General features: G+C 41.3%; 20 protein-coding genes. 3 read left to right on the forward strand and 17 right to left on the reverse strand.

Going from position 1 to position 20,016, the window contains the following annotated elements:
- The 3 genes from BK582_RS23885 to BK582_RS23895 all read right to left on the reverse strand — a co-directional run.
- A partial coding sequence (locus BK582_RS23885) for a helix-turn-helix domain-containing protein (RefSeq protein ID WP_218190759.1) occupies nucleotides 1-296 on the reverse strand: 296 nt, incomplete at its 3' end.
- A 166-nt stretch (nucleotides 297-462) separates the two neighbouring features.
- Nucleotides 463-567 carry a YjcZ family sporulation protein gene (locus BK582_RS23890; RefSeq protein ID WP_078597432.1) on the reverse strand — a complete coding sequence of 35 codons (105 nt, stop codon included), beginning with the start codon at nucleotides 565-567 and terminating at the stop codon, nucleotides 463-465.
- Between the two features lie 74 nt (nucleotides 568-641).
- On the reverse strand, nucleotides 642-902 hold the full coding sequence (locus tag BK582_RS23895) for a hypothetical protein (protein WP_078597433.1): 261 nt from the start codon (nucleotides 900-902) through the stop codon (nucleotides 642-644).
- A gap of 183 nt (nucleotides 903-1,085) precedes the next feature.
- Between BK582_RS23895 and BK582_RS23900 the strand changes: the two genes are divergently transcribed.
- Nucleotides 1,086-2,630 carry a peptide chain release factor 3 gene (locus tag BK582_RS23900; protein WP_078598273.1) on the forward strand — a complete coding sequence of 515 codons (1,545 nt, stop codon included), beginning with the start codon at nucleotides 1,086-1,088 and terminating at the stop codon, nucleotides 2,628-2,630.
- Between the two features lie 409 nt (nucleotides 2,631-3,039).
- On the opposite strand, the gene BK582_RS27950 is transcribed toward BK582_RS23900, so the two are convergent.
- Genes BK582_RS27950 through BK582_RS23915 form a run of 4 tightly spaced genes read right to left on the reverse strand, consistent with a single transcriptional unit; the run spans nucleotide 3,040 to nucleotide 5,173 of the window.
- A complete protein-coding gene (locus BK582_RS27950; protein WP_244895470.1) occupies nucleotides 3,040-3,405 on the reverse strand; it encodes a P-II family nitrogen regulator in 366 nt (121 codons plus the stop codon).
- Nucleotides 3,395-3,763, reverse strand: a complete 369-nt coding sequence (locus BK582_RS27955) for a P-II family nitrogen regulator (protein ID WP_244895471.1) — start codon at nucleotides 3,761-3,763, stop codon at nucleotides 3,395-3,397. The genes BK582_RS27950 and BK582_RS27955 overlap by 11 nt, the downstream gene beginning before the upstream one ends.
- Nucleotides 3,735-4,484, reverse strand: a complete 750-nt coding sequence (locus tag BK582_RS23910) for a DUF1538 domain-containing protein (RefSeq protein WP_078597434.1) — start codon at nucleotides 4,482-4,484, stop codon at nucleotides 3,735-3,737. Before BK582_RS23910 ends, BK582_RS27955 begins: the two co-directional genes overlap by 29 nt.
- The gene (locus BK582_RS23915; protein WP_078597435.1) at nucleotides 4,481-5,173 is read right to left on the reverse strand and encodes a DUF1538 domain-containing protein; all 693 of its coding nucleotides are present in this window, start codon (nucleotides 5,171-5,173) and stop codon (nucleotides 4,481-4,483) included. The genes BK582_RS23910 and BK582_RS23915 overlap by 4 nt, the downstream gene beginning before the upstream one ends.
- 241 nt (nucleotides 5,174-5,414) lie before the next feature.
- Between BK582_RS23915 and BK582_RS23920 the strand changes: the two genes are divergently transcribed.
- Nucleotides 5,415-6,347 (forward strand): DMT family transporter, encoded by a 933-nt coding sequence (locus BK582_RS23920; RefSeq protein ID WP_078597436.1) that lies wholly within the window; start codon nucleotides 5,415-5,417, stop codon nucleotides 6,345-6,347.
- Between the two features lie 220 nt (nucleotides 6,348-6,567).
- Here BK582_RS23920 and BK582_RS23925 read toward each other — a convergent pair whose 3' ends face one another.
- On the reverse strand, nucleotides 6,568-6,774 hold the full coding sequence (locus BK582_RS23925; RefSeq protein ID WP_078597437.1) for an aspartyl-phosphate phosphatase Spo0E family protein: 207 nt from the start codon (nucleotides 6,772-6,774) through the stop codon (nucleotides 6,568-6,570).
- A 293-nt stretch (nucleotides 6,775-7,067) separates the two neighbouring features.
- Here BK582_RS23925 and BK582_RS23930 point away from each other — a divergent pair, with 293 nt between their 5' ends.
- On the forward strand, nucleotides 7,068-7,985 hold the full coding sequence (locus BK582_RS23930) for a nuclease-related domain-containing protein (protein WP_078597438.1): 918 nt from the start codon (nucleotides 7,068-7,070) through the stop codon (nucleotides 7,983-7,985).
- A gap of 824 nt (nucleotides 7,986-8,809) precedes the next feature.
- On the opposite strand, the gene BK582_RS23935 is transcribed toward BK582_RS23930, so the two are convergent.
- From BK582_RS23935 to BK582_RS23975, 9 genes are all read right to left on the reverse strand, one after another.
- Nucleotides 8,810-10,504, reverse strand: coding sequence for a glycerol-3-phosphate dehydrogenase/oxidase (locus BK582_RS23935; protein WP_078597439.1), 1,695 nt, complete (start codon nucleotides 10,502-10,504; stop codon nucleotides 8,810-8,812).
- Nucleotides 10,505-10,734: 230 nt separating this feature from the next.
- Nucleotides 10,735-12,231 carry a glycerol kinase GlpK gene (gene glpK / locus BK582_RS23940; protein ID WP_078597440.1) on the reverse strand — a complete coding sequence of 499 codons (1,497 nt, stop codon included), beginning with the start codon at nucleotides 12,229-12,231 and terminating at the stop codon, nucleotides 10,735-10,737.
- A 14-nt stretch (nucleotides 12,232-12,245) separates the two neighbouring features.
- Complete coding sequence (locus BK582_RS23945) at nucleotides 12,246-13,091, reverse strand: MIP/aquaporin family protein (RefSeq protein ID WP_078597441.1); 846 nt, start codon at nucleotides 13,089-13,091, stop codon at nucleotides 12,246-12,248.
- A gap of 202 nt (nucleotides 13,092-13,293) precedes the next feature.
- Nucleotides 13,294-13,845: a glycerol-3-phosphate responsive antiterminator gene (locus BK582_RS23950; RefSeq protein ID WP_078597442.1), complete on the reverse strand. Its 552-nt coding sequence runs from the start codon at nucleotides 13,843-13,845 to the stop codon at nucleotides 13,294-13,296.
- A gap of 124 nt (nucleotides 13,846-13,969) precedes the next feature.
- Nucleotides 13,970-14,404, reverse strand: coding sequence for a hypothetical protein (locus BK582_RS23955; protein WP_078597443.1), 435 nt, complete (start codon nucleotides 14,402-14,404; stop codon nucleotides 13,970-13,972).
- A gap of 91 nt (nucleotides 14,405-14,495) precedes the next feature.
- Nucleotides 14,496-16,016, reverse strand: a complete 1,521-nt coding sequence (locus BK582_RS23960; protein WP_078598275.1) for a GNAT family N-acetyltransferase — start codon at nucleotides 16,014-16,016, stop codon at nucleotides 14,496-14,498.
- A gap of 377 nt (nucleotides 16,017-16,393) precedes the next feature.
- A complete protein-coding gene (locus BK582_RS23965; protein ID WP_078597444.1) occupies nucleotides 16,394-17,356 on the reverse strand; it encodes an ABC transporter permease in 963 nt (320 codons plus the stop codon).
- A complete protein-coding gene (locus BK582_RS23970) occupies nucleotides 17,357-18,427 on the reverse strand; it encodes an ABC transporter permease (RefSeq protein ID WP_078597445.1) in 1,071 nt (356 codons plus the stop codon).
- Complete coding sequence (locus BK582_RS23975; RefSeq protein ID WP_078597446.1) at nucleotides 18,420-19,949, reverse strand: ABC transporter ATP-binding protein; 1,530 nt, start codon at nucleotides 19,947-19,949, stop codon at nucleotides 18,420-18,422. Before BK582_RS23975 ends, BK582_RS23970 begins: the two co-directional genes overlap by 8 nt.
- Between the last annotated feature and the right edge of the window lie 67 nt (nucleotides 19,950-20,016).

Raw genomic sequence — 20,016 nt, forward strand, 5'->3', positions numbered from 1 at the left:
TCCCATGAGACCGATCTAATTGAGATCCCATATTTCCTTATAACTTCATTTTGTGAAAATCTGCCGGAGAGATAGTCACGAACGGCTGCCTGCTTTAGTTCGGCTGAATAAGATGTATGACTCCTTATTGGTTCCAGGCTCTCAGCGCCGGACTCTTCATACAGAGCCCTCCAATTCCTAATGGTTCTTGCATTAAGACTATATTTTCTGGCTACCTCTTCACCAGGGAGGTCCCCTTCGTTATATTCAGCGATAATCCTAAGTTTTTCTGATGCCGTAAAGTCTTTTCTAGACACAAAAACTCCCCCAAAGGTAAACAGATTTTGTTTATTTCATCTGTCTACCTTTGGGGGAGCATATCAGCAGCCGGTGCTTTTCTTTTAATTTAATTTCCTTTATTACTTTGCTTAACTCCCCTTTTTTGTGTCCCGGTATAATTAAATTGCTTATAATTTAAAAAGCTCAGTATACAAAAACAGCACCCAAAATAACTAACAGTATGAAAATAATTATTACAAGCATAAACGCTGAACCGTGTTCAACTACTGAATCTTTACTATGAGACATGAAACAAGCCTCCTTTTGTAGGTTCAGTTATATACTATGCTAATGACTATTTTTCGTTTGGGCACTATACACATTCACCCTCTGAAAAGCGTGAGTATAACTATAAGGAACGCAAATAAAGAACATAGTGTCACCAGATAAGCATAAGGATAACGTTCTTTTCCCCTGGTCCATTCAAAAACAGCCCACGCGCCAAAACCTAACCCGAGAAGAAACACATGTCTGGGAAAATCCCATGTTCTTTCTGTATCAGTAAAAAAGGAGATAACAATTGCCGCCGACACTACAAGAAAAATGCCTGTCATCATTCCGTACCACATTTTTTCTGAAGACATATCCTGAACTGCCTCCTTTCCCACTCCATAAAGTATCTTATATATCCTTTCCCTTCAGGTACTGCATATAAAATCATTTAAGCAGAAAAATAAGTTTTACATAAATTATAGGGTGATTCTTCATGTAATTTTGTTTATAATGAGGAATTGGAGCATTTAACTTAACGAGGAAGGACCATGTATATGTCTAATGAAACACCACGCCGGACATTTGCGATTATATCCCACCCTGACGCAGGGAAAACAACTTTAACAGAGAAACTCCTGTTCCTCGGTGGAGGAATTCGCAGCGCCGGAACAGTAAAAGGTAAAAAATCAGGCAAATTCGCTACTTCAGACTGGATGGAGATTGAAAAGCAAAGAGGTATTTCTGTTACTTCCAGTGTAATGCAGCTTATCTATAATGACGTACAAATTAACATTCTTGATACACCTGGCCACCAGGATTTCAGTGAAGATACGTACCGTACTTTAACTGCCGTCGATACAGCGGTAATGGTAATTGACAGTGTAAAAGGAATCGAAGCTCAAACTCTGAAACTTTTTAAAGTTTGCCGCATGCGCGGTATCCCTATTCTCACCTTTATTAACAAACTGGACCGTGAAGGAAAAGAACCGCTTGATCTTCTGGCAGAGATTGAAGAAGTTCTTGAGATGGAAACCTATCCAATGAACTGGCCGATCGGAATGGGAAAAACATTAAAAGGAATCTACAGCATCCCGGATGAAAAAATTGAAGTTTTTAACGAGTCCCATGAACGTGAAATTGTCTCCTACTCCGAGCAGCATGTTCTTGCAGATTATGAAAAAGAAAAACTGGAAGAAGATATTATGCTTCTTGCAGAAGCAGGAAACGAATTCACAATGGAAAAGGTACAGAAAGGGCAGCTCACTCCTGTATTTTTCGGTAGTGCCCTCTCAAGTTTTGGTGTTCAGTCTTTCTTAGATCAGTTTGTGAAACTGGCAGCTGAGCCACAGCCAAGAAAGGCCTCCGGAGAGCTGCTTGAACCGGAAAGCAATAAATTCTCAGCGTTTGTTTTTAAAATTCAGGCGAATATGAACCCAAACCACCGGGATCGGATTGCCTTTCTCCGTGTCTGTTCAGGCAAATTTGAGCGTGGAATGGAAGTACTCCTTTCCCGTACAGGCAAAAAGATGAAACTCAACCAGTCACATTCTTTTTTCGCTTCTGATCGTGCATCCGTTGATATTGCTATGCCAGGCGATATTATTGGTATTTACGACTCAGGCAACTTCCAGGTTGGTGACACGATTGTTACTGGAAATGAACGTCTTGTTTATGAAGAAATGCCGCAGTTCCCTCCTGAGAAATTCGCAAAGGTCTATGCTAAGAATGCATTGAAACATAAGCAGTACCATAAAGGGATGGAACAGCTCGTTCAGGAAGGTACTATTCAGCTCTATAAAACTCCGTACTTTGAAGACTTTATCATCGGAGCTGTCGGTGAACTGCAGTTTCAGGTATTTGAGTACAGAATGAAAAATGAATATAACGTAGATATTGAATTCCATCATATGACCCACGAGCTTGCCCGCTGGGTAACCGGCGGCGAAGTTACTGACAAAATGACCGACAGCCGTAAAATGCTTGTTAATGACAGCCAGGGACGTCCGGTTATATTGTTCGAAAATGAGTTTGCCCTCAGATATTTCCAGGATAAACATCCGGACCTGAAGTTATCAACAGGCTGGGAGCTGCTGGAATAGAAAACTGGAGAGACCATGCTGGTCTCTCCAGTTTTTTGTATTTCTGTGTATTCAAACCTCAGGCAGCTTTACATTGTTTTCTCTTCCTTTTTGTAAACTTTTCGACCATGGCCATGACAAAAGCGGCAGGAAACTTTTTTCGAAACAAACCAAAGCCTTCTCTCAACCGAACCAGTACCATTACAATTCTTGCAAATGAAAACGATGGCCATGTTTATTCCCCGCTTTCCATAGTTTTGTTATTATTATTATAACCGTTTTAATGGAATTTGATACTAAAATGTTTAAAGATTCTGATAATTTAACAGTGATTTTAACTCTTGCTAATCATAGAACAGCAAAGAGAAAAGTTCCAGTCCAGAACAAAAAGCACAGGTGCTCCTGTGCTTTTTGTATTCTGTATTGTTTATTAACTATTTTCATTGTTATACTTCTCATTAACCATTCTGTTTAAGACATGGTTAATTCCAATGGTACGCTCAACGTCTAATACAAAAGCTATCCCTCTTCCTGGCTTATTTAATTCTGCATTTACCATAATGGATTCTAATACACCATCCGTCTTTTCCTTATCTATTAGAGTCAGAATCAGCTCTTTTTCTGGCTCTATAGCTATATTAAAGAGTTTTGCCTGTTCATGAATGCCTGTACCTCTTCCATACAGAATAGTACCACCTTCAGCTCCTGCTTCCTTTGAAGCTTCTACTACTGTTTCTGCATAACCTTTATTAACCACTGTGACAATTAAATCGTAAGATATAACTTTATCTTCCATTGTTACCTCCTGTTTCACTGCTTTGCAGGTTAAGTAAATGCGCTATCCCGGCAACTCGCTTTACATCAACTACAAAACCTATTCCATACCCAGGTTTATCTAAGTTGGCAGCCTTTTCTACTGCCCTAATTACGATATCCAGCTTCTCCATTGGAATTAAAGTCAGTACTGCTTCTTTTTCAGGCTCAATACTAATACCAAGGAACTTCCTGTTTTCATGGATGCCAGTTCCTTTACCATAAATAACTGTTCCGCCCTCCGCCCCAGCTTCTTTAGACGCTTTAAGAATTTTTTTGGCATTCCCTTTTTTTACAATTGTGACGAGCAATTTATGATGATTTCTCAAATGTTCGTTCATTTTCTTTCTCCTTCCGACCATAAAGTAACCCTAAAGTTAAAACAGATAAGATGGGGGCAAGTGCAACTAATGCAATCATTCCAAACCCATCAAGTAAAGGGTCACGCCCTTCCATAACTGTAGCAATCCCTACAGACATTGCAACAATAAAAGTTACTGTCATCGGTCCTGTAGCTACTCCCCCTGAATCAAAAGCAACAGAGGTAAATGTTCGTGTAGAAAACTTAATGAGAACGAGCGCTAAAATGTACCCTGGTATTATAAAGTACCATAATGGAATTCCGGCAATTATTCTCACCATTGATAATGCTATAGATATACCAACACCAATTGACAGGGTGTACAGCATCACTTTCCCAGGTATATATCCTCCCGAGACCTTTTCAACTTCATGATTTAATATGCGGACTGCAGGCTCAGCAAATGTTGCAACGAAACCTAAAATAAACCCTACGGGAATTAATACCCACAAGTATTCCATTTGTCCCAGTATTGTGCCCATCATTTCTCCTGCAGGTAAAAACCCAACATGAACTCCTTGCAGGAAAAAGGCAAGTCCCCAAAAAGTAAGAAACATCCCCTTTAGTATGTCAGCTAGTTTTTTAACTGGTAATTTTAAAATAAAGAACTGAAAAAACAAGAAGAATATTAACAGCGGGATAAGAGCAAATGCAACCTCATATAACACATGTCCAAACCCTTCAAAAATTTTAATGTTCATCCATAAATCACCCCTAACACTAAAACAGCCAGTATCGGTCCTATGGAAGCTAAAGCTACCAAACCAAAGCCATCTGTAGATGCTGATTTCCCTCTCAATACGGAAGCAACCCCTACCCCCAGAGCTAAAATGAATGGTACAGTCATCGGCCCGGTAGTTACACCACCAGCATCAAAGGAAATTGGAATAAAATGTTGAGGAGTGAAAGCTGCTAATAAAAACACTATCCCATAACCCCCAACTAACAGATATGTGATAGGAATATTCAACAGTATTCTTAGCATAGCCAGACCTACAAAGATAGCAACACCCAGAGCTACTGTGTATATTAGCAGGTTTCTTGAAACAACACCATCGGAAACCAGATCCACTTGCATGGCTAAAACCCGTACATCTGGTTCTGCTATTGTCGCAACAAACCCTAATAAAAAGCCAAAAAATATGACTAACCAGGCTTTACCCATTTTTGGCAATGCAGATCCTATCATTTCACCAACCGGCAACAGCCCGATATGAACTCCTAACAAAAATAAGATTAAACCAATCGAAACCAAAACAACACCAATAATAAATTGCAAAAACATTTCCATTGGCATTCCAATGAGCGTAAATTGCAAAAATACGACAACTAACGATATTGGCATGACTGCGTACACTACTTCTTTCACAGTATCCTTAATGTTTTGCATTACATCCCCCTCATACTGTTTGATTTATTTTATCTTAGATGCCTTAATCGCAGACTGTATGGAAAAACATTCGGAGTGAGACTTTGAAACCTTTTGTATTTTCAAATATCCTCATTTTCTGAAATCTCCCTATAATAAGTATACCTTAGCTTCTTTTTACTGAGTATAGCTGATTACCTTATTTTCTTTCGTCCTCCTGAATACCCGGAGTTATGTTATAGTTTTTCTGGGGGTGATATTTTTGAGTCTGCATCCTTATTTAATCCTGACAATGGCGATGTTATTTTTCTCTGGAAACTTTATCGTGGGAAAAGCCTTCGAAGGAGTGATTCCGCCTTTTACACTGGCTCTGTTCCGCGCTGCATCAGCTTCACTAGTTCTTTTGCCACTTTGTTATAAAACTATTAAGCTTAACCATCCATTATGGAAAAAAGAATGGAAACCTTTGCTGGGACTGTCTCTGTCAGGTATCGTTCTGTTTAATGGTTGTCTGTACCTGGCAGTTAATTATACAACAACAATAAATGCTGCTATCGTTGATGCCATGACACCTGCAGTTGCAGCAATAATGGGGTATATACTGTTAAAAGACCGGCTGACAAAACTGCAGACTTTCGGAATCTTCATTTCCTTTTTTGGAGTTTTGTGGATTATAACGGGAGGATCATTTAGTACATTAATGACTTTAACATTCAATACAGGGGATATTATTATGCTCGCAGGAATCATTTTCTGGGCTGTTTATTCTGTTATCATTAAAAAGCACAGTCATAAATTCCCCAGTGTGGCAGGTCTTGTAATGACGATGATTATCGGAAGTGTATTCCTGATTCCAATCGCGGCTGTTGAGTGGGTTGTCATTGGTTTCCCTTCTGTATTTAACTGGGAAATCCTGCTTGGAATTGCCTATATTGGTATCTTTCCATCAGCCCTTGCTCTCCTTGCCTGGTACAGAGGTGTAGCTGAGATAGGGCCGTCTAAAGCGTCTGTCTTTTTTAATCTTGTACCTGTTTTTACAACTATAATGGCAGTTCTGTTTCTCGGAGAAGTCTTTACTTATCATCAGCTCTTTGGCGGTATTGTAGTTTTAACAGGTGTTTATCTGTCCAGCAAGCAAGCAGCCAGAAGCAGAGTCTCCTATCCTTCCCGGACTGCAGCAAAAAAAGCACCTTAAAGGGTGCTTTTATCTGGATCTATTAATGACAAGTGTGCGTTTTATATAAAATAAATTGATTGTAGATAAAAGTGCGATACGCCTTCGGGAAAAGCAATCGGCGAAGATCCCGGAGGAAGTGCTTTTTTCCCTTCCGAGGAAGCTGAGGCAATGCCCGAGGCAAGCGAGTGTCTTTTAACGAAAATCAACAAATTTAACAAAGCCTTTAATTAGGTTATATTTAATTCACGTAGCCAAGAGTTCCTTCATAGTCAGCGCTGTTTTCACTGCAGCTTGCAGATATGCGTCGGTATATATTCAGCAGATGATCTAACTCCTGGCTGTATCGAACAGTTTCATCAGAAGTAAAACCATTTTTATATGCTGACTGGACCATTTGTTTTCTCTTTACTTCCATTTGCCTTTTCAGGTAATAATGGGACCCCATCGTCATGCCTCATTTCTATAGTGATACATGCCCTGCGTTTTGAATAAATGATGTAATCTCTTATATTTTACTCTAAAACACCAATACTTAAAAGCTTTTCCCTTAATTTATTTGAGTATTTTTATGTTTCTTTTGAGCAATGAAAAATGTTTAACTTGAGCCAGGAAGTTAAACTGCAGAACATAATTTAAAGTATTTGCAGGAGAAATTCAGGTAACGAGAAAGTTTAGCTTGTCTTTTTCGTCATATTGAATTATTTTTAATATAAGTAAGAGAAAGGGGCTGATCCATGAATGAAGCCTAATTTCATAAAACTCCGCACCGAACCGCTTGAAGTAACTCTTCTTAAACTTCTCCGTTCCCGCTTCGTACTCTCTGAAGAAACCAACAACTATTATTTAAGCAAAGTAAAAGGTTATGAAGGCGAGTGCTGCCTGGACTCCCAGCTGGCAACTTTAACAAGCAACTCTCTCATCCTCGGCGACCTCCTCTTTGAGCAAAGCAACACTACTTTTCAGATCGACACCTTGCTTCTCTCTCAAAAGACCATCTATCTTTTTGAAGTGAAAAACTTCGAAGGCGATTATTACATTAAGAATGGTGACTGGTTCAGAAAATCGACAGGCAAGGCAATAACTAACCCAGTCCACCAGTTAAAACGCTGCGAAACTCTTCTTCGCTCGCTCCTTCATTCACGGAATATCAGGATGGAAATCGAACCTTACCTTGTTTTCACAAACCCTCTTTTCACCCTATATCAAGCCCCGCTTGATCTGCCTGCCTTTTTCCCGGGACAGTTAGATTCAATGTTAAAAAAACTGAATCGATCCCCTTCTGAATTGAATGGCAGCCATCAACAACTGGCGCAATTCCTTTTAAGCAAACATGTAATTGACAATCCATACAGCCGTCTTCCGGAATACCGGTATGATGATCTCAAAAAAGGGGTTACGTGCAGGAAGTGCATGTCACTGAATGTGGCGGTGACCAGATATACTACAAAATGTAGCGCATGCGGCCATGCGGAGCAAAACACATCAAGCATCCTGCAGACGGCAAAAGACTTGAAACTACTGTTTCCAGATAGGTTGCTAACTCCAAACGCCATAGATCACTGGTCCAATCACATGTACAATAGAAGAGTAATTCAAAATGTCCTGAGAGCCAACTATCAATTAATTAATAAAGGGAAAAACTCGTATTATTTATGAAGAACGTGCATCATGCTCTCTGTTTTAATGCAGGTAAATCATCCAGTGTACAATACCATACCTTCATTTAAAGCAATTCCTGCGGTCAAGGGATGAATCGGACTCTTTCTGGAATTCAGAGGGGACTGTTACCGATCTCAACGTATGAATCGGTCTCTTTCTGGTATTCAGACGTGGCTGTTACCTTTCTCAACGCATGAATCAGCCTCTTTCTGGAATTCAGACGTGGCTGTTACCTTTCTCAACGCATGAATCGGACTCTTTCTGGAACTCAGAGGGGACTGTTATCATTCTCAACGTATGAATCGGTCTCTTTCTGGAATTCAGACGTGGCTGTTACCGATCTCAACGCATGAATCACACTCTTTCTGGAATTCAGAGAGGACTGTTACCGATCTCAACGTATGAATCAGTCTCTTTCTGGAATTCAGAGGGGATTGTTACCGATCTCAACGTATGAATCGGACTCTTTCTGGTATTCAGGTAGTACAGTTGCTAATAAAACCGGCAGTTAATTAACCTAAACTATTTTCGACCTCCGAAGCCAAACGTCCAATCCAAAACGGCTCTTCATTCATCGTTATTCCGCGACTCTTATGCTGAAGAGAAAGTGAACAAGTGTCACATTAAAACACTTCCTTCTTATGCTTCCCACTCCAGTAAAAACCTGCCTGGCTCTTTTTTAACTTTTCCCAGACCCAAAACAAGCAAAAATGCTACTCACTGGAGCAACCATACCTTTGCTCGCCCCGTCGCAAAAACAATACTAAGGACAGCTCCATTAAATAGAGCTGCCCTCTGTCTGCTTCATGAACTGTCCTGCTCTATTGACTGACATTTTCTTTTAGATTGAATAAACTGCTGTCTACATCTTCTTCTGGTTTTTCAGCATATGCTATTTCTCTGTTAAGCTCAAGAAGGTGTTTTTCCTTTTCTCCATCCGTCCAGTTAAATCTTCCCGCCATATAGTCTGTCACTTCGTCTTTCCATTGTTTTACCCAGTTAATGTTGAAGAAAAGAGCGCCTGTACGTCTGTTAAAGAAATCAAGAGGTGTTGCTGCCATTTCCTCTTCAATTCCATAAACTACTGAAGCAAATACTCCGGCAGGCAGTTTATAATTTTTCGCTTCCTCACCGGCTGTCTCAATTATTTCAAATATTCTCGAGACATTTGAACCATACAGGTTTGCCAGATGTTCTGCTTCGGATTTTTCTAGGCCAAGATCCTGTCCACGTTTTGCCTGTTCTTGAATAAACGCCTTCATGTTTTCAGAACCGCCTATATCGCCGCCAGAAAGTTTAATGTTTTCTGTGATGCATTTTGATTGTACTCCCAGGTCATTACACACAAGGTTGACAATTTTCTCAGCCATTTTCCTGTAGCCTGTCAATTTTCCTCCAGCGATGGAAATGAGTCCTGATGATGAAGTGAACACTTCATCTTTTCTGGAAATTTCAGATGCACTTTTTCCTTCTTCGTGGATAAGCGGACGAAGGCCAGCCCAGCTTGATTCCACATCTTCTTCTGTCAGGCGGGAAGAAGGGAACATATAATTTGCTGCCTCGATCAAATAAGTTAAATCTTCACGAGTCATTCTTGGTTTAGCTATATCGCCTTTATAAACTGTGTCGGTTGTCCCTATATAAGCTTTTCCGCCCCTTGGGATGGCAAAGATCATTCTTCCATCGTCCTTCGTGTCAAAATAGACAGCCTGTTTAAGAGGAAAACGAGACTGGTCCACAACAATATGAATACCTTTAGTAAGGTGAAGGTACTTCCCTTGTTTTGAACGGTCGGACTCACGAAGAGTATCCACCCATGGACCGGCTGCATTGACAACTTTCTTAGCCCTTACCTCATACTCTTTTCCTTTGAGAAGGTCTTTTGCTATAATCCCAACAACCTTCCCGTCTTCGTATAGGAATCTTTCTGCTTTCGTATAATTCACCCCATCTGCCCCTCTGGATATCGCTTCCTTAATTACTTCCAGTGTCAGGCGGGCATCGTCAGTTTTATATTCTACATAAACCCCGCTTCCCTTCAGCCCCTCTGTTTTTAACAGTGGTTCTTTTATGAGAGTCTCATTTTTGCTGAGCATTTTACGTGATTCATGGCGCTTAACTTTTGCTAAAAAATCATAAACTTTTAATCCGAGGGAGGTAGAAAACTTTCCAAAAGTCCCCCCCTTCATAATTGGCAACAGCATCCATTCAGGATTAGTCACATGAGGAGCATTTTCGTAAACGATAGCTCTTTCTTTTCCAACCTCGGCAACGATTTTAACCTCAAGCTGCTTAAGATACCGGAGGCCGCCGTGAACGAGTTTCGTAGAACGGCTGGAGGTGCCTGCAGCAAAATCCTGCATTTCCACAAGACCGGTAGATAACCCTCTTGAAACAGCATCAAGAGCTATTCCTGCTCCTGTTATCCCTCCGCCAATAATTAATATATCAAGCTCTTTGCTGCTCATTTTTTCAAGTGTAGTGTTTCTCTGAATAGCTGAAAATGGTTTTACCATTATTCTCATCCTTTCCGATCTCATATAGAAGGCCAAAAGAAAAGAGACCACAACATCCCCGGCAGTATGGTTATTAACCTGATACCCGCCAGAGTGTTGTGGTCTCTCCTTTTCTCCAGACCGTTCTTTATTAACTTGATTTAATTATAACATAGATCATACTTCTGTGTCAGCATTTTGACTGTATCGAAAGCTTTTCCCCTGGAAAAAGAAACACTTTATATACCGGATCAGCGTTTAAATTTTACAGCTGCCTCAACCGCCAGCTTCCAGCCATCGTACAGCTCATTTCGTTTTTCTTCATCCATATCAGGTTCGAAGGTGTTGTCTATCTTCCATTGAGCAGCGATTTCATCGCGGTCTTTCCAGAACCCAACAGCAAGCCCGGCAAGATATGCCGCTCCGAGTGCTGTCGTTTCCTGAATTACCGGCCTCTCGACAGGTACACCAAGAAGTCCGCTCTGGAACTGCATCAGCAAATTATTTGCCACAGCTCCCCCATCTACTCTCAATGTCTTTAACTTGATTCCTGAATCAGCTTCCATCGCTTTCAGGACATCCTTTGTCTGGTAAGCAAGTGATTCAAGAGTCGCCCTAATGAGATGTTCTTTTTCAGTTCCCCTTGTGAGTCCGAATATTGCTCCCCTTACATCACTGTCCCAATATGGAGTTCCCAGTCCTACGAAAGCCGGAACTACGTATACACCATCAGTTGATTCTACTTTTTCCGCATAGCTTTCACTGTCGGATGCAGATTTTATCATTCTCAGCCCGTCTCTCAGCCATTGTATAGCTGAACCGGCAACAAAAATACTTCCTTCCAGCGCATATTCTACTTTTCCGTCGACACCCCATGCAATGGTTGTAAGGAGACCGTGCTCAGATTTTACAGCTTCTTCGCCTGTGTTCATGAGCATAAAACATCCTGTACCGTATGTGTTTTTAGCCATGCCCTTATCGTAGCAGGCCTGGCCGAACAGGGCTGCCTGCTGGTCCCCCGCAGCTCCGGCAATCGGTACTTGTTCTCCAAAGAAATGGTAGTCTATCGTTTTCCCGTAAACTTCAGAAGAAGGGCGGACTTCCGGAAGCATGCTTTCAGGAACATTTAAAATTTCCAGCAGCTCTTTATCCCACTTTAATTCGTGAATGTTAAACATTAAAGTACGGGAAGCATTAGTGTAGTCTGTCACATGTGCTGTTCCTCCTGAGAGCTTCCAGATCAGCCAAGTATCTATTGTGCCGAAGAGAAGTTTACCTTGCTCCGCTTTTTCTCTTGCGCCATCTACGTGGTCCAGTATCCATTTTACTTTCGTTCCGGAAAAATAAGCATCAATCAGAAGACCGGTTTTATCTCTGAAAAGATCATTATATCCCTTTTCCTTTAACTCCTCACAAATTCCATCCGTCTGGCGGGACTGCCAGACAACCGCGTTGTATACCGGATGGCCGGTATCCTTTTCCCATACAACCGTTGTTTCCCGCTGGTTCGTTATACCGATGGATGCAATGTCTTTAGCTGATACTTCATTTTTATTCAGGACTTCCGCAATAACAGCCAGGATAGAAGACCATATCTCGTTTGCATTATGTTCCACCCAGCCTGGTTTAGGAAAAATCTGAGTGAATTCGTGTTGCGCTACATCTACTATTTCGCCTTGTTTATTAAAAAGTATTGCTCTTGAGCTAGTAGTGCCCTGGTCGAGAGCCAGAATATATTTCTTTTCCATATTAATTTTCCCCCTTAAGCTTTTTGTTCCGTTGGATTATGGTAGACGTCTTTGTTTGGTAATTTCTTCAGTTCCTTTTTATGAATCTGAAGTGAAACTAATAATAGTGTGAAAAAGATTGCAATAAATATCCAGAGAGAGTTATATATAATTCCTTCAAATACAGCAGCATAAAATAATGCTCCAAGCCCTCCGCCTGTTATTGGCCCTGCTATTGGAATCCAGGCATATTGCCAGTTAGATTTTCCCTTTCCATGAATTGGAAGGATCGCATGAGCAATCCGGGGACCTAAATCCCGTGCAGGGTTAATAGCGTACCCAGTAGTTCCCCCTAAAGATAAACCAATTGCCACAATTAGTAAACCAACTATAACTGGGTTTAAACCTTCGGTGAATTCATTTGCTCCAATAAACAGCAGACCAAGCACAAGAATAAAGGTACCGAGGACCTCGCTGAAAAAGTTAGACGGTGTATGTTTGATCGCCGGGTCAGTTGCAAACACACCTAATTTAGGTCCAGCTTCCTTTGTGTTTTTCCAATGGGGGTAGTAATGAAGCCATATTAACGTGGCTCCAATAAAAGCCCCTGTAACTTGTGCAATGATATAACCTGGTACACTTGACCACGGGAATTCGCCTATAAGAGCAAAACCTACGGTTACTGCTGGGTTAAGATGAGCATCGCTGATATTCCCCACTGCGTAAACCCCTAAGGCTACGGCAAGGCCCCATGCAACCGAAATGACCATCCATCCGCTGTTTTCTGATTTTGTTCCTTTTAATACAACTCCTGCAACAACACCGGCACCAAATATAATTAATATCATAGTACCGATTAATTCTCCTAAAAATGGCGACACATTATGACATCCCTTCCTTGATGAAGACTGACAACAAAAAAAGACCAGCAGAAAATCCTTACCTGGTTCTATTGCAAAAGCCAGATAAGTATCCCCGATGGTCTCCTGATCTCAATCGAAATTATTAACTTGTTTTCTATTAAATCATACGCTGTAAGCGGTGTCAATATTTTCCCATAAGAGTGATACCTTGGAACTTATTTTACTTTAAATCCCACAATTCCGATTTTGACGTGGTTACCGCAGCAGCCCCTGCATTAATAGCAGCTATCGCTTCTTCTTTCGTCCGGATAAGCCCTCCGGCAATAACCGGCTTGTTGGAGTTTTCATGAATCTCCTGAATAATATGAGGGATAACCCCAGGTAAGACTTCAATGCAATCAGGCTGAATTGCTTCCATCATATTATAACTTGATTCCAGAGCAATGGAATCAAGGAGAAAAACCCTCTGAACAGTGATCAGTTTATTTTTTTTAGCTGTAAGAAGGACGCTTTTCCTTGTGGACACCAGTCCGTCAGGTCTTATATATCTGCATAAAAACTGAGCTCCGTATTCATCACTTTTAAGTCCCTGGACTAAATCTGCATGAAGGAGGACTTTTTTATTATTTTCGTGAAGCATTTTTATAATGCTTTTTAGCTGGCCTATATGGGAATTAAGCAGTACGACAAACTCATGGTCATACTTTATTACCTTGTCTAAATCCTTTAAGTCTCTTACAGCTGGCAGTATATTTGAGTTATTAAACAACAACCTCAGTCCCCTCCTGACTTTCTGTTGACAGCTCTGCCGCCTTTAACTTCCTCTCTTCTCCTGCAGATCATGGCAGCTCAAAACAGCTGCTGATTTTTATTTACATCCTGTTTAGCTCTTTTGACTACAGAACGCTGATTTTCAGCGGAAAGGTTCGATGCTCCTTGTTCAGGTATATGAACGCCTCACCAGTCCAGTCCCCGTGAGAAGAAAAAATAGCCCTCGATTCATAAAGACCATCTTCCACATGATAAAAATCCAGGCTCAATTCTTTGTCCTGGTATCTGAGGCTGGCATTAACCTCTGCGTTATCTATCCAGTTACCCCGGCTGTCTAAAATGATAATATGAAGCACAGCTGGCACTTCATTTAAAACAGGGTATTGTTTCGGTGCAAAATGAAAAGAGATATCATCCGTGCCAGGAATTTCTGGCTGGGTGTCATGCCTCTCAGCAGTTAAATTAATTAGCAAATAGCCTGTAAATAATATTTTAAAGAACATTCCCAGCATTAGTAAATGGAAAACCTTTTCTTTACTGACTACCTTTTTCTCAGTCAATATTATCCACCCCTTCATTAACAGGGTAGACATTATGATTTTGCCATAAACAGAAATTAAAAAAAATTGTGCGGGGTCTGGCCCCGCACTTTTAGCAGTCGTAGTTGATTTTATAAAGATCTTTTCTCCTGTCCCTCCACTGGGTAACATTCCCGTTTTTACGATGCCTTCGGAGAATTTCCAGGTCTACATCCCCGATTACTACCGTCTCGATATTAGGAGCGCATTCTCCTTCGATTCCGTCCCTTGGAAAAGTGAAATCTGAAGGGGTAAAAATCCCCGACTGTGCATACTGGATGTCCATGTTTTCTACATGAGTAAGGTTCCCAACCGTCCCTGTAATCATTGTATAAACCTGATTTTCCACTGCGCGGGCCTGGGAACAGTATCTGACACGCAAATATCCCTGACGGTCATCCGTACAGAACGGGGTAAAAATAATGTTAGCCCCTTTTTCCGTTGCGATTCTCCCAAGCTCCGGGAACTCAATGTCGTAACATATCTGGATGGCGATCTTTCCGCAGTCAGTATCAAATACTTCTACTTTATCGCCCCCGTGGATCCCCCAGAACTTTCTTTCATTAGGGGTGATATGAATTTTATACTGTTTTTCTATCGTACCGTCTCTGCGGAATAAATAAGCGATATTAAATATCTTTCCTTCTTCTTCCACAAAGTGAGACCCGCCGATAATATTAACATTGTATTTAATTGCCAGCTCCGTGAAGAGATTAATATAATCCTCTGTAAATTCAGTCAGCTTTCTGATCGCCTGGCTCGGGCTCTTCTCCTCAATAAAGGATAATAGCTGGGTAGTGAAAATTTCCGGAAACACTACAAAATCAGACTGGTAGCTCGCCCCTACGTCTGCGTAATATTCACATTGCTGAGCAAATTCCTCAAAGGAATCAATCTTCTTCATCATATACTGTATGGCACAGATACGAACCGGAAAGGAAGTTTTAAAGACACGCTTCGACCTTGGCTGGAAATCAACATTATTCCATTCCATCAATGTGGCATACTTCATAGATGCTTTATCATCATCCAGATAATTTTTATTAACCCGCTTCAGGGTAAAGCCATTCATGATCTGAAAGGTAAGAACCGGGTCGAATATATTATGGAGAGTAACTTCCTCAACATATTCTCTCGGTGTGAGCTTATCGGCATGCTTATTATAATTAGGTATCCTTCCACCGATTATAATGCTTTTAAGGTTAAGTCTGCGGGCAAGATCTTTTCTTGCTTCATACAGGCGTCGCCCGATTTTCATTCTCCTGTATTCAGGGTGTACTGCTACCTCAATACCATACAGATTATATCCTTCAGGATCATGGTTTGTTATATATCCTTCATCTGTTATCTCATCCCACGTATGCTGGTCGTCATACTCTTCAAAGTTAATAATCAGGCTGGAGCACGAACCGATAATTTCACCCTCTACTTCTACACAAAACTGCCCCTCCGGAAAAACTTCAATATGGCTCATCAGCTGGCTTCTTTTCCAGGGATCCATCTTAGGAAAACTTAATTTAGACAATTCAATAATTTTATCTATATCATCTTCACGTATATTACGAATGATGACCTTTTTTTCAAACTTTGACATATCTAAAGGAGACAATACGGATCACCCTTTCACTCGTTCATATCTCGTTATTTTCGTACAAGTTTTAATTTAATATGCCGGAGACGGAAATGCAACATGAATTACTTATGGTCCAGGGAATTCCCCTTTATCTAGTTTAAATTCATAATGTTTCCTCTTTATCTGGACAAATCTTAGAGTTTTTACATTGATTTGTCCAGCAACTTCTTTTTTCTGGACAAATGTTATTCCGCCCAGACAAATTAGTCCAGCCAACCTTTGTGGCGGGGCAAATCATTCTCGATCGTCTGAGATTTGTCCAGATAGCAGCGGTAAAGAACAAGTTAATAATATAGTAAAGCACTCCCGCTGCTGCAGGAGTGCTCATGAAATTTTATTTACCGGCTGCCTTTTTCGTACGGTTTACCGATTGCTTTTGGTCCTTCCGCTTTTCCAACAAAGCCTGCAAGCGCCAGGATTGTAAGAACATAAGGAAGTATTAACATATATACCTGAGGTATTTGTGCTAATGCCGGAATCTGCTGGGCGGATATACTTAATGCCTGTGCCAGACCAAAGAACAACGCAGCTCCCATAACACCGAATGGATGCCATTTACCAAAGATCAACGCAGCGAGTGCCATGAACCCTTGTCCGACAATTGTGTTTCCGGCAAAGTTTCCGGCAGTAGTAATTGCGAAGACAGCTCCCCCAATACCACCGAAAGCTCCACTCAGCATTACAGCGATATACCGCATTCTGTTTACTTTAATTCCCATTGTATCAGCCGCCATAGGGTGTTCACCAACAGAACGGAGGCGAAGGCCGAACGGCGTTTTAAATACTACATACCAGACAATAACCGCAAGAATAAAAGCGATGTATGTTGTCACGTATATTCTGCTGAAAAACATAGGTCCCAGGACAGGTATGTCACTTAAGAAAGGAACGTTTATTCTGAATATACGGGCAGAGATGTAGTCTGTCTGGCCCCGCTCGAAAATCTCCCTTACGAGGAATACAGATAACCCGACTGCTAAAAAGTTCAAAGCAACACCACTTACAATCTGGTCAGCACGTAATGTTATTGATGCAACAGCATGGAATAAAGAGAACACAGCACCTACTACCATAGCAACAAGTAAAGCCAGCCATGGAGAGGCAGCCCCCATTCCAAGCGTCTCAAACCATAACGTAGCAAGGATCCCGCTGAACGCTCCTATTACCATTAAACCTTCCAGGCCAATGTTTACTATTCCGGCCCGTTCACTGAAAAGACCTCCTAAAGCAGTAAACAGAAGGGGAGTAGCTGCAATCAATGCGGCTGGAACAATGGTATATAAAATCGATAATATGTCCATTTATTTCCCCTCCTTATTGTTCTGCAGTCTCGTCATTATCCAGCGGATCAAATAACTTGAAGCTACAAAGAAGATAATTAAGGCGATAATAATCTCAACCAGTTCCGGAGCTACTCCGGCTGCCGCCTGCATGTTACTGGCACCCTCTTTTAACCCGCCAAACAGGAAGGCAGAGAGTATAATCCCGATAGAAGTGCTTGCACCGAGCAGTGCAACGGCTATTCCATCGAAACCAAGATTAGTAAAGGACGGAAGGATGTTTGCATACTGGTAAGTGCCAAGACCGACCATAGCCCCGCCGATTCCTGCGAAAGCTCCTGATATAACCATCGATAAAACAATATTAGTATTAACATTCATTCCGGCATAGGAAGATGCATGCTTATTATATCCTACTGCCCGAAGTTCAAATCCCTTAGAGGTTTTCCAGAGATAGAACCACATGAAAATTGCTGCTGCAATAGCGATAAAAAATCCCCAATGCAGCCTTGAAAAATCCGTTAATGAAGATAAAAAATCAGACTCAAGAGAAGCACTGCTGTTAATAAAATCAGTCCGCTGCCCTGAAGCAAGAAGATAGGTACGGATGATGCTGTTGCTTACATGCAGTGCAACATAGTTCATCATTATAGTTACAATTACTTCGTGCACCTGGAACCTTGCTTTCAAAATACCTGGAACAAAGCCCCAGAGTCCTCCGGCAATTGCACCTGCCAGGATTGCGAGAGGGAGGTGAACAATCATAGGAGCGTCCATGGCCACCCCCACATAAACTGCAGCAAGCCAGCCTACAATCAGCTGTCCCTCTACCCCTATATTTAATAGTCCGGTCCGAAAAGCGAAAGCTACTGCAAGACCGGAAAAGATGAGAGGAGTCATTCTCTGCAATGTCTCACCAAAATAATACCTGTCACCAATAACTCCCTGAATCAGAGCTGTGTAACCTGTAATTGGATTATTACCGCTTAGCAGCATGATGACAGCACCTGCCAGAAAGCCAAATGCAATAGCAATCAAAGGGATTGCCAGACCAGTGAGAACCTGTTTTGTCTTTTTCTGATTATCACTCATGCTTTTCACCTGCTTCCCTCGTACCGCCAGCCATTAATAAACCAAGCTCTTGCTCATTCGTTTCTTTGGCATTAACAATGGCCACAATTTCTCCTTCATAGATAACTGCGATACGGTCACTGACGTTTAAAACTTCATCTAATTCAAGGGAGACGAGTAGAACACCACGTCCTTTATCCCTCTCTTCTATAAGCTTTCTGTGAATAAACTCAATAGCTCCCACATCCAGCCCCCGCGTCGGCTGAGCAGCTACAAGAAAATCCGGAGAACGGTCTACTTCACGGGCTATAATAGCTTTTTGCTGGTTTCCTCCTGACAGCGCTCTTGCCGGAGTTCTTTCGTTTGGCGTACGGACATCATACTCTTCTATTAACTGCCGTGCTTTATCGTACATCTTCTGGTAGTTTAAAACACCGGACCGGGAATATGGATCCTGGTAATACGTCTGAAGCAGTATATTTTCACCGATCGTAAAATCAAGCACAAGCCCGTGTTTATGACGGTCCTGAGGAATATGCCCGATACCTGACTCAGTTACTTTTCTCGGTTTGAATTTCGTAATGTCTGTACCGCTCAGGGTAATTGTGCCTCCGGATGAATCACGAAGCCCCGTTATTGCTTCAATCAGTTCTGTCTGGCCATTTCCTTCAACCCCGGCTACACCAACCACTTCACCGGCTTTGACATCAAGGTTCAGCTTATTCAGAGCTTTAACCCCTCTGGTGTCCTGAACTTCAAGATCTTTAATTGAAAGGACAATTTCCCCTGGATCAGCTTCCGTTTTTTCTACTTCAAAGCTTACTTCCCGTCCGACCATCATAGCTGCAAGCTTGCTTTCATTTGTATCAGCAACATTTACAGTGCCGATACCTTTTCCTCTGCGGATTACTGTACAGCGGTCACATACAGCCATAATTTCTTTCAATTTATGTGTAATTAAAATAATCGACTTACCTTCTTTTATAAGACTTTTCATAATATTAATAAGTTCTTTGATTTCCTGAGGGGTAAGGGCTGCTGTGGGTTCATCAAAAATTAAAATTTCTGCTCCACGGTATAAAGTTTTCAGTATCTCTACACGCTGCTGCATCCCCACGGATATATCTTCAATTTTCGCTTTAGGATCTACCCGCAATCCGTACCGGTCAGAAATTTCCTGAACTTCTTTTTCTGCTTTACGTATGTCAATAGATGTTCCTTTTAATGGTTCACTGCCAAGTATAATATTTTCAGTTACTGTAAATTTCTCAATCAGCATAAAGTGCTGATGCACCATGCCGATACCAAGATCATTAGCTACATTAGGGTCTGTGATCTCAACCTTTTCTCCTTTAACCTTGATCTCACCTTTTTCGGGTTGGTACAAACCGAACAAGACGTTCATTAATGTTGATTTCCCAGCTCCATTTTCTCCTAGTAAGGCATGAATTTCGCCTTGTTTGACTTGTAACGTAATATTGTCATTGGCAACGATACCGGGAAACTCTTTACGAATATTATTCATCTCGATTACGTATTCCAATGTGAACACTCCTAACAAACTCACCAACAAAGGCTAGTGAATCACTAGCCTTTGCGGATGTCATATT

Origin of the sequence: Evansella clarkii, from assembly GCF_002019695.1 — a bacterium.
GTDB lineage: Bacteria > Bacillota > Bacilli > Bacillales > Salisediminibacteriaceae > Evansella > Evansella clarkii.

Excerpts from the sequence above, each read along its gene's own strand:
- BK582_RS23890 (WP_078597432.1), bottom strand. The coding sequence starts at position 567 with ATGTCTCATAGTAAAGATTCAGTAGTTGAACACGGTTCAGCGTTTATG.
- BK582_RS23895 (WP_078597433.1), bottom strand. The coding sequence starts at position 902 with ATGTCTTCAGAAAAAATGTGGTACGGAATGATGACAGGCATTTTTCTT.
- BK582_RS23900 (WP_078598273.1), top strand. The coding sequence starts at position 1,086 with ATGTCTAATGAAACACCACGCCGGACATTTGCGATTATATCCCACCCT.
- BK582_RS27950 (WP_244895470.1), bottom strand. The coding sequence starts at position 3,405 with ATGGAAGATAAAGTTATATCTTACGATTTAATTGTCACAGTGGTTAAT.
- BK582_RS27955 (WP_244895471.1), bottom strand. The coding sequence starts at position 3,763 with ATGAACGAACATTTGAGAAATCATCATAAATTGCTCGTCACAATTGTA.
- BK582_RS23910 (WP_078597434.1), bottom strand. The coding sequence starts at position 4,484 with ATGAACATTAAAATTTTTGAAGGGTTTGGACATGTGTTATATGAGGTT.
- BK582_RS23915 (WP_078597435.1), bottom strand. The coding sequence starts at position 5,173 with ATGCAAAACATTAAGGATACTGTGAAAGAAGTAGTGTACGCAGTCATG.
- BK582_RS23925 (WP_078597437.1), bottom strand. The coding sequence starts at position 6,774 with ATGGGGTCCCATTATTACCTGAAAAGGCAAATGGAAGTAAAGAGAAAA.
- BK582_RS23930 (WP_078597438.1), top strand. The coding sequence starts at position 7,068 with ATGAAGCCTAATTTCATAAAACTCCGCACCGAACCGCTTGAAGTAACT.
- BK582_RS23935 (WP_078597439.1), bottom strand. The coding sequence starts at position 10,504 with ATGGTAAAACCATTTTCAGCTATTCAGAGAAACACTACACTTGAAAAA.
- glpK (WP_078597440.1), bottom strand. The coding sequence starts at position 12,231 with ATGGAAAAGAAATATATTCTGGCTCTCGACCAGGGCACTACTAGCTCA.
- BK582_RS23960 (WP_078598275.1), bottom strand. The coding sequence starts at position 16,016 with ATGTCAAAGTTTGAAAAAAAGGTCATCATTCGTAATATACGTGAAGAT.
- BK582_RS23965 (WP_078597444.1), bottom strand. The coding sequence starts at position 17,356 with ATGGACATATTATCGATTTTATATACCATTGTTCCAGCCGCATTGATT.
- BK582_RS23970 (WP_078597445.1), bottom strand. The coding sequence starts at position 18,427 with ATGAGTGATAATCAGAAAAAGACAAAACAGGTTCTCACTGGTCTGGCA.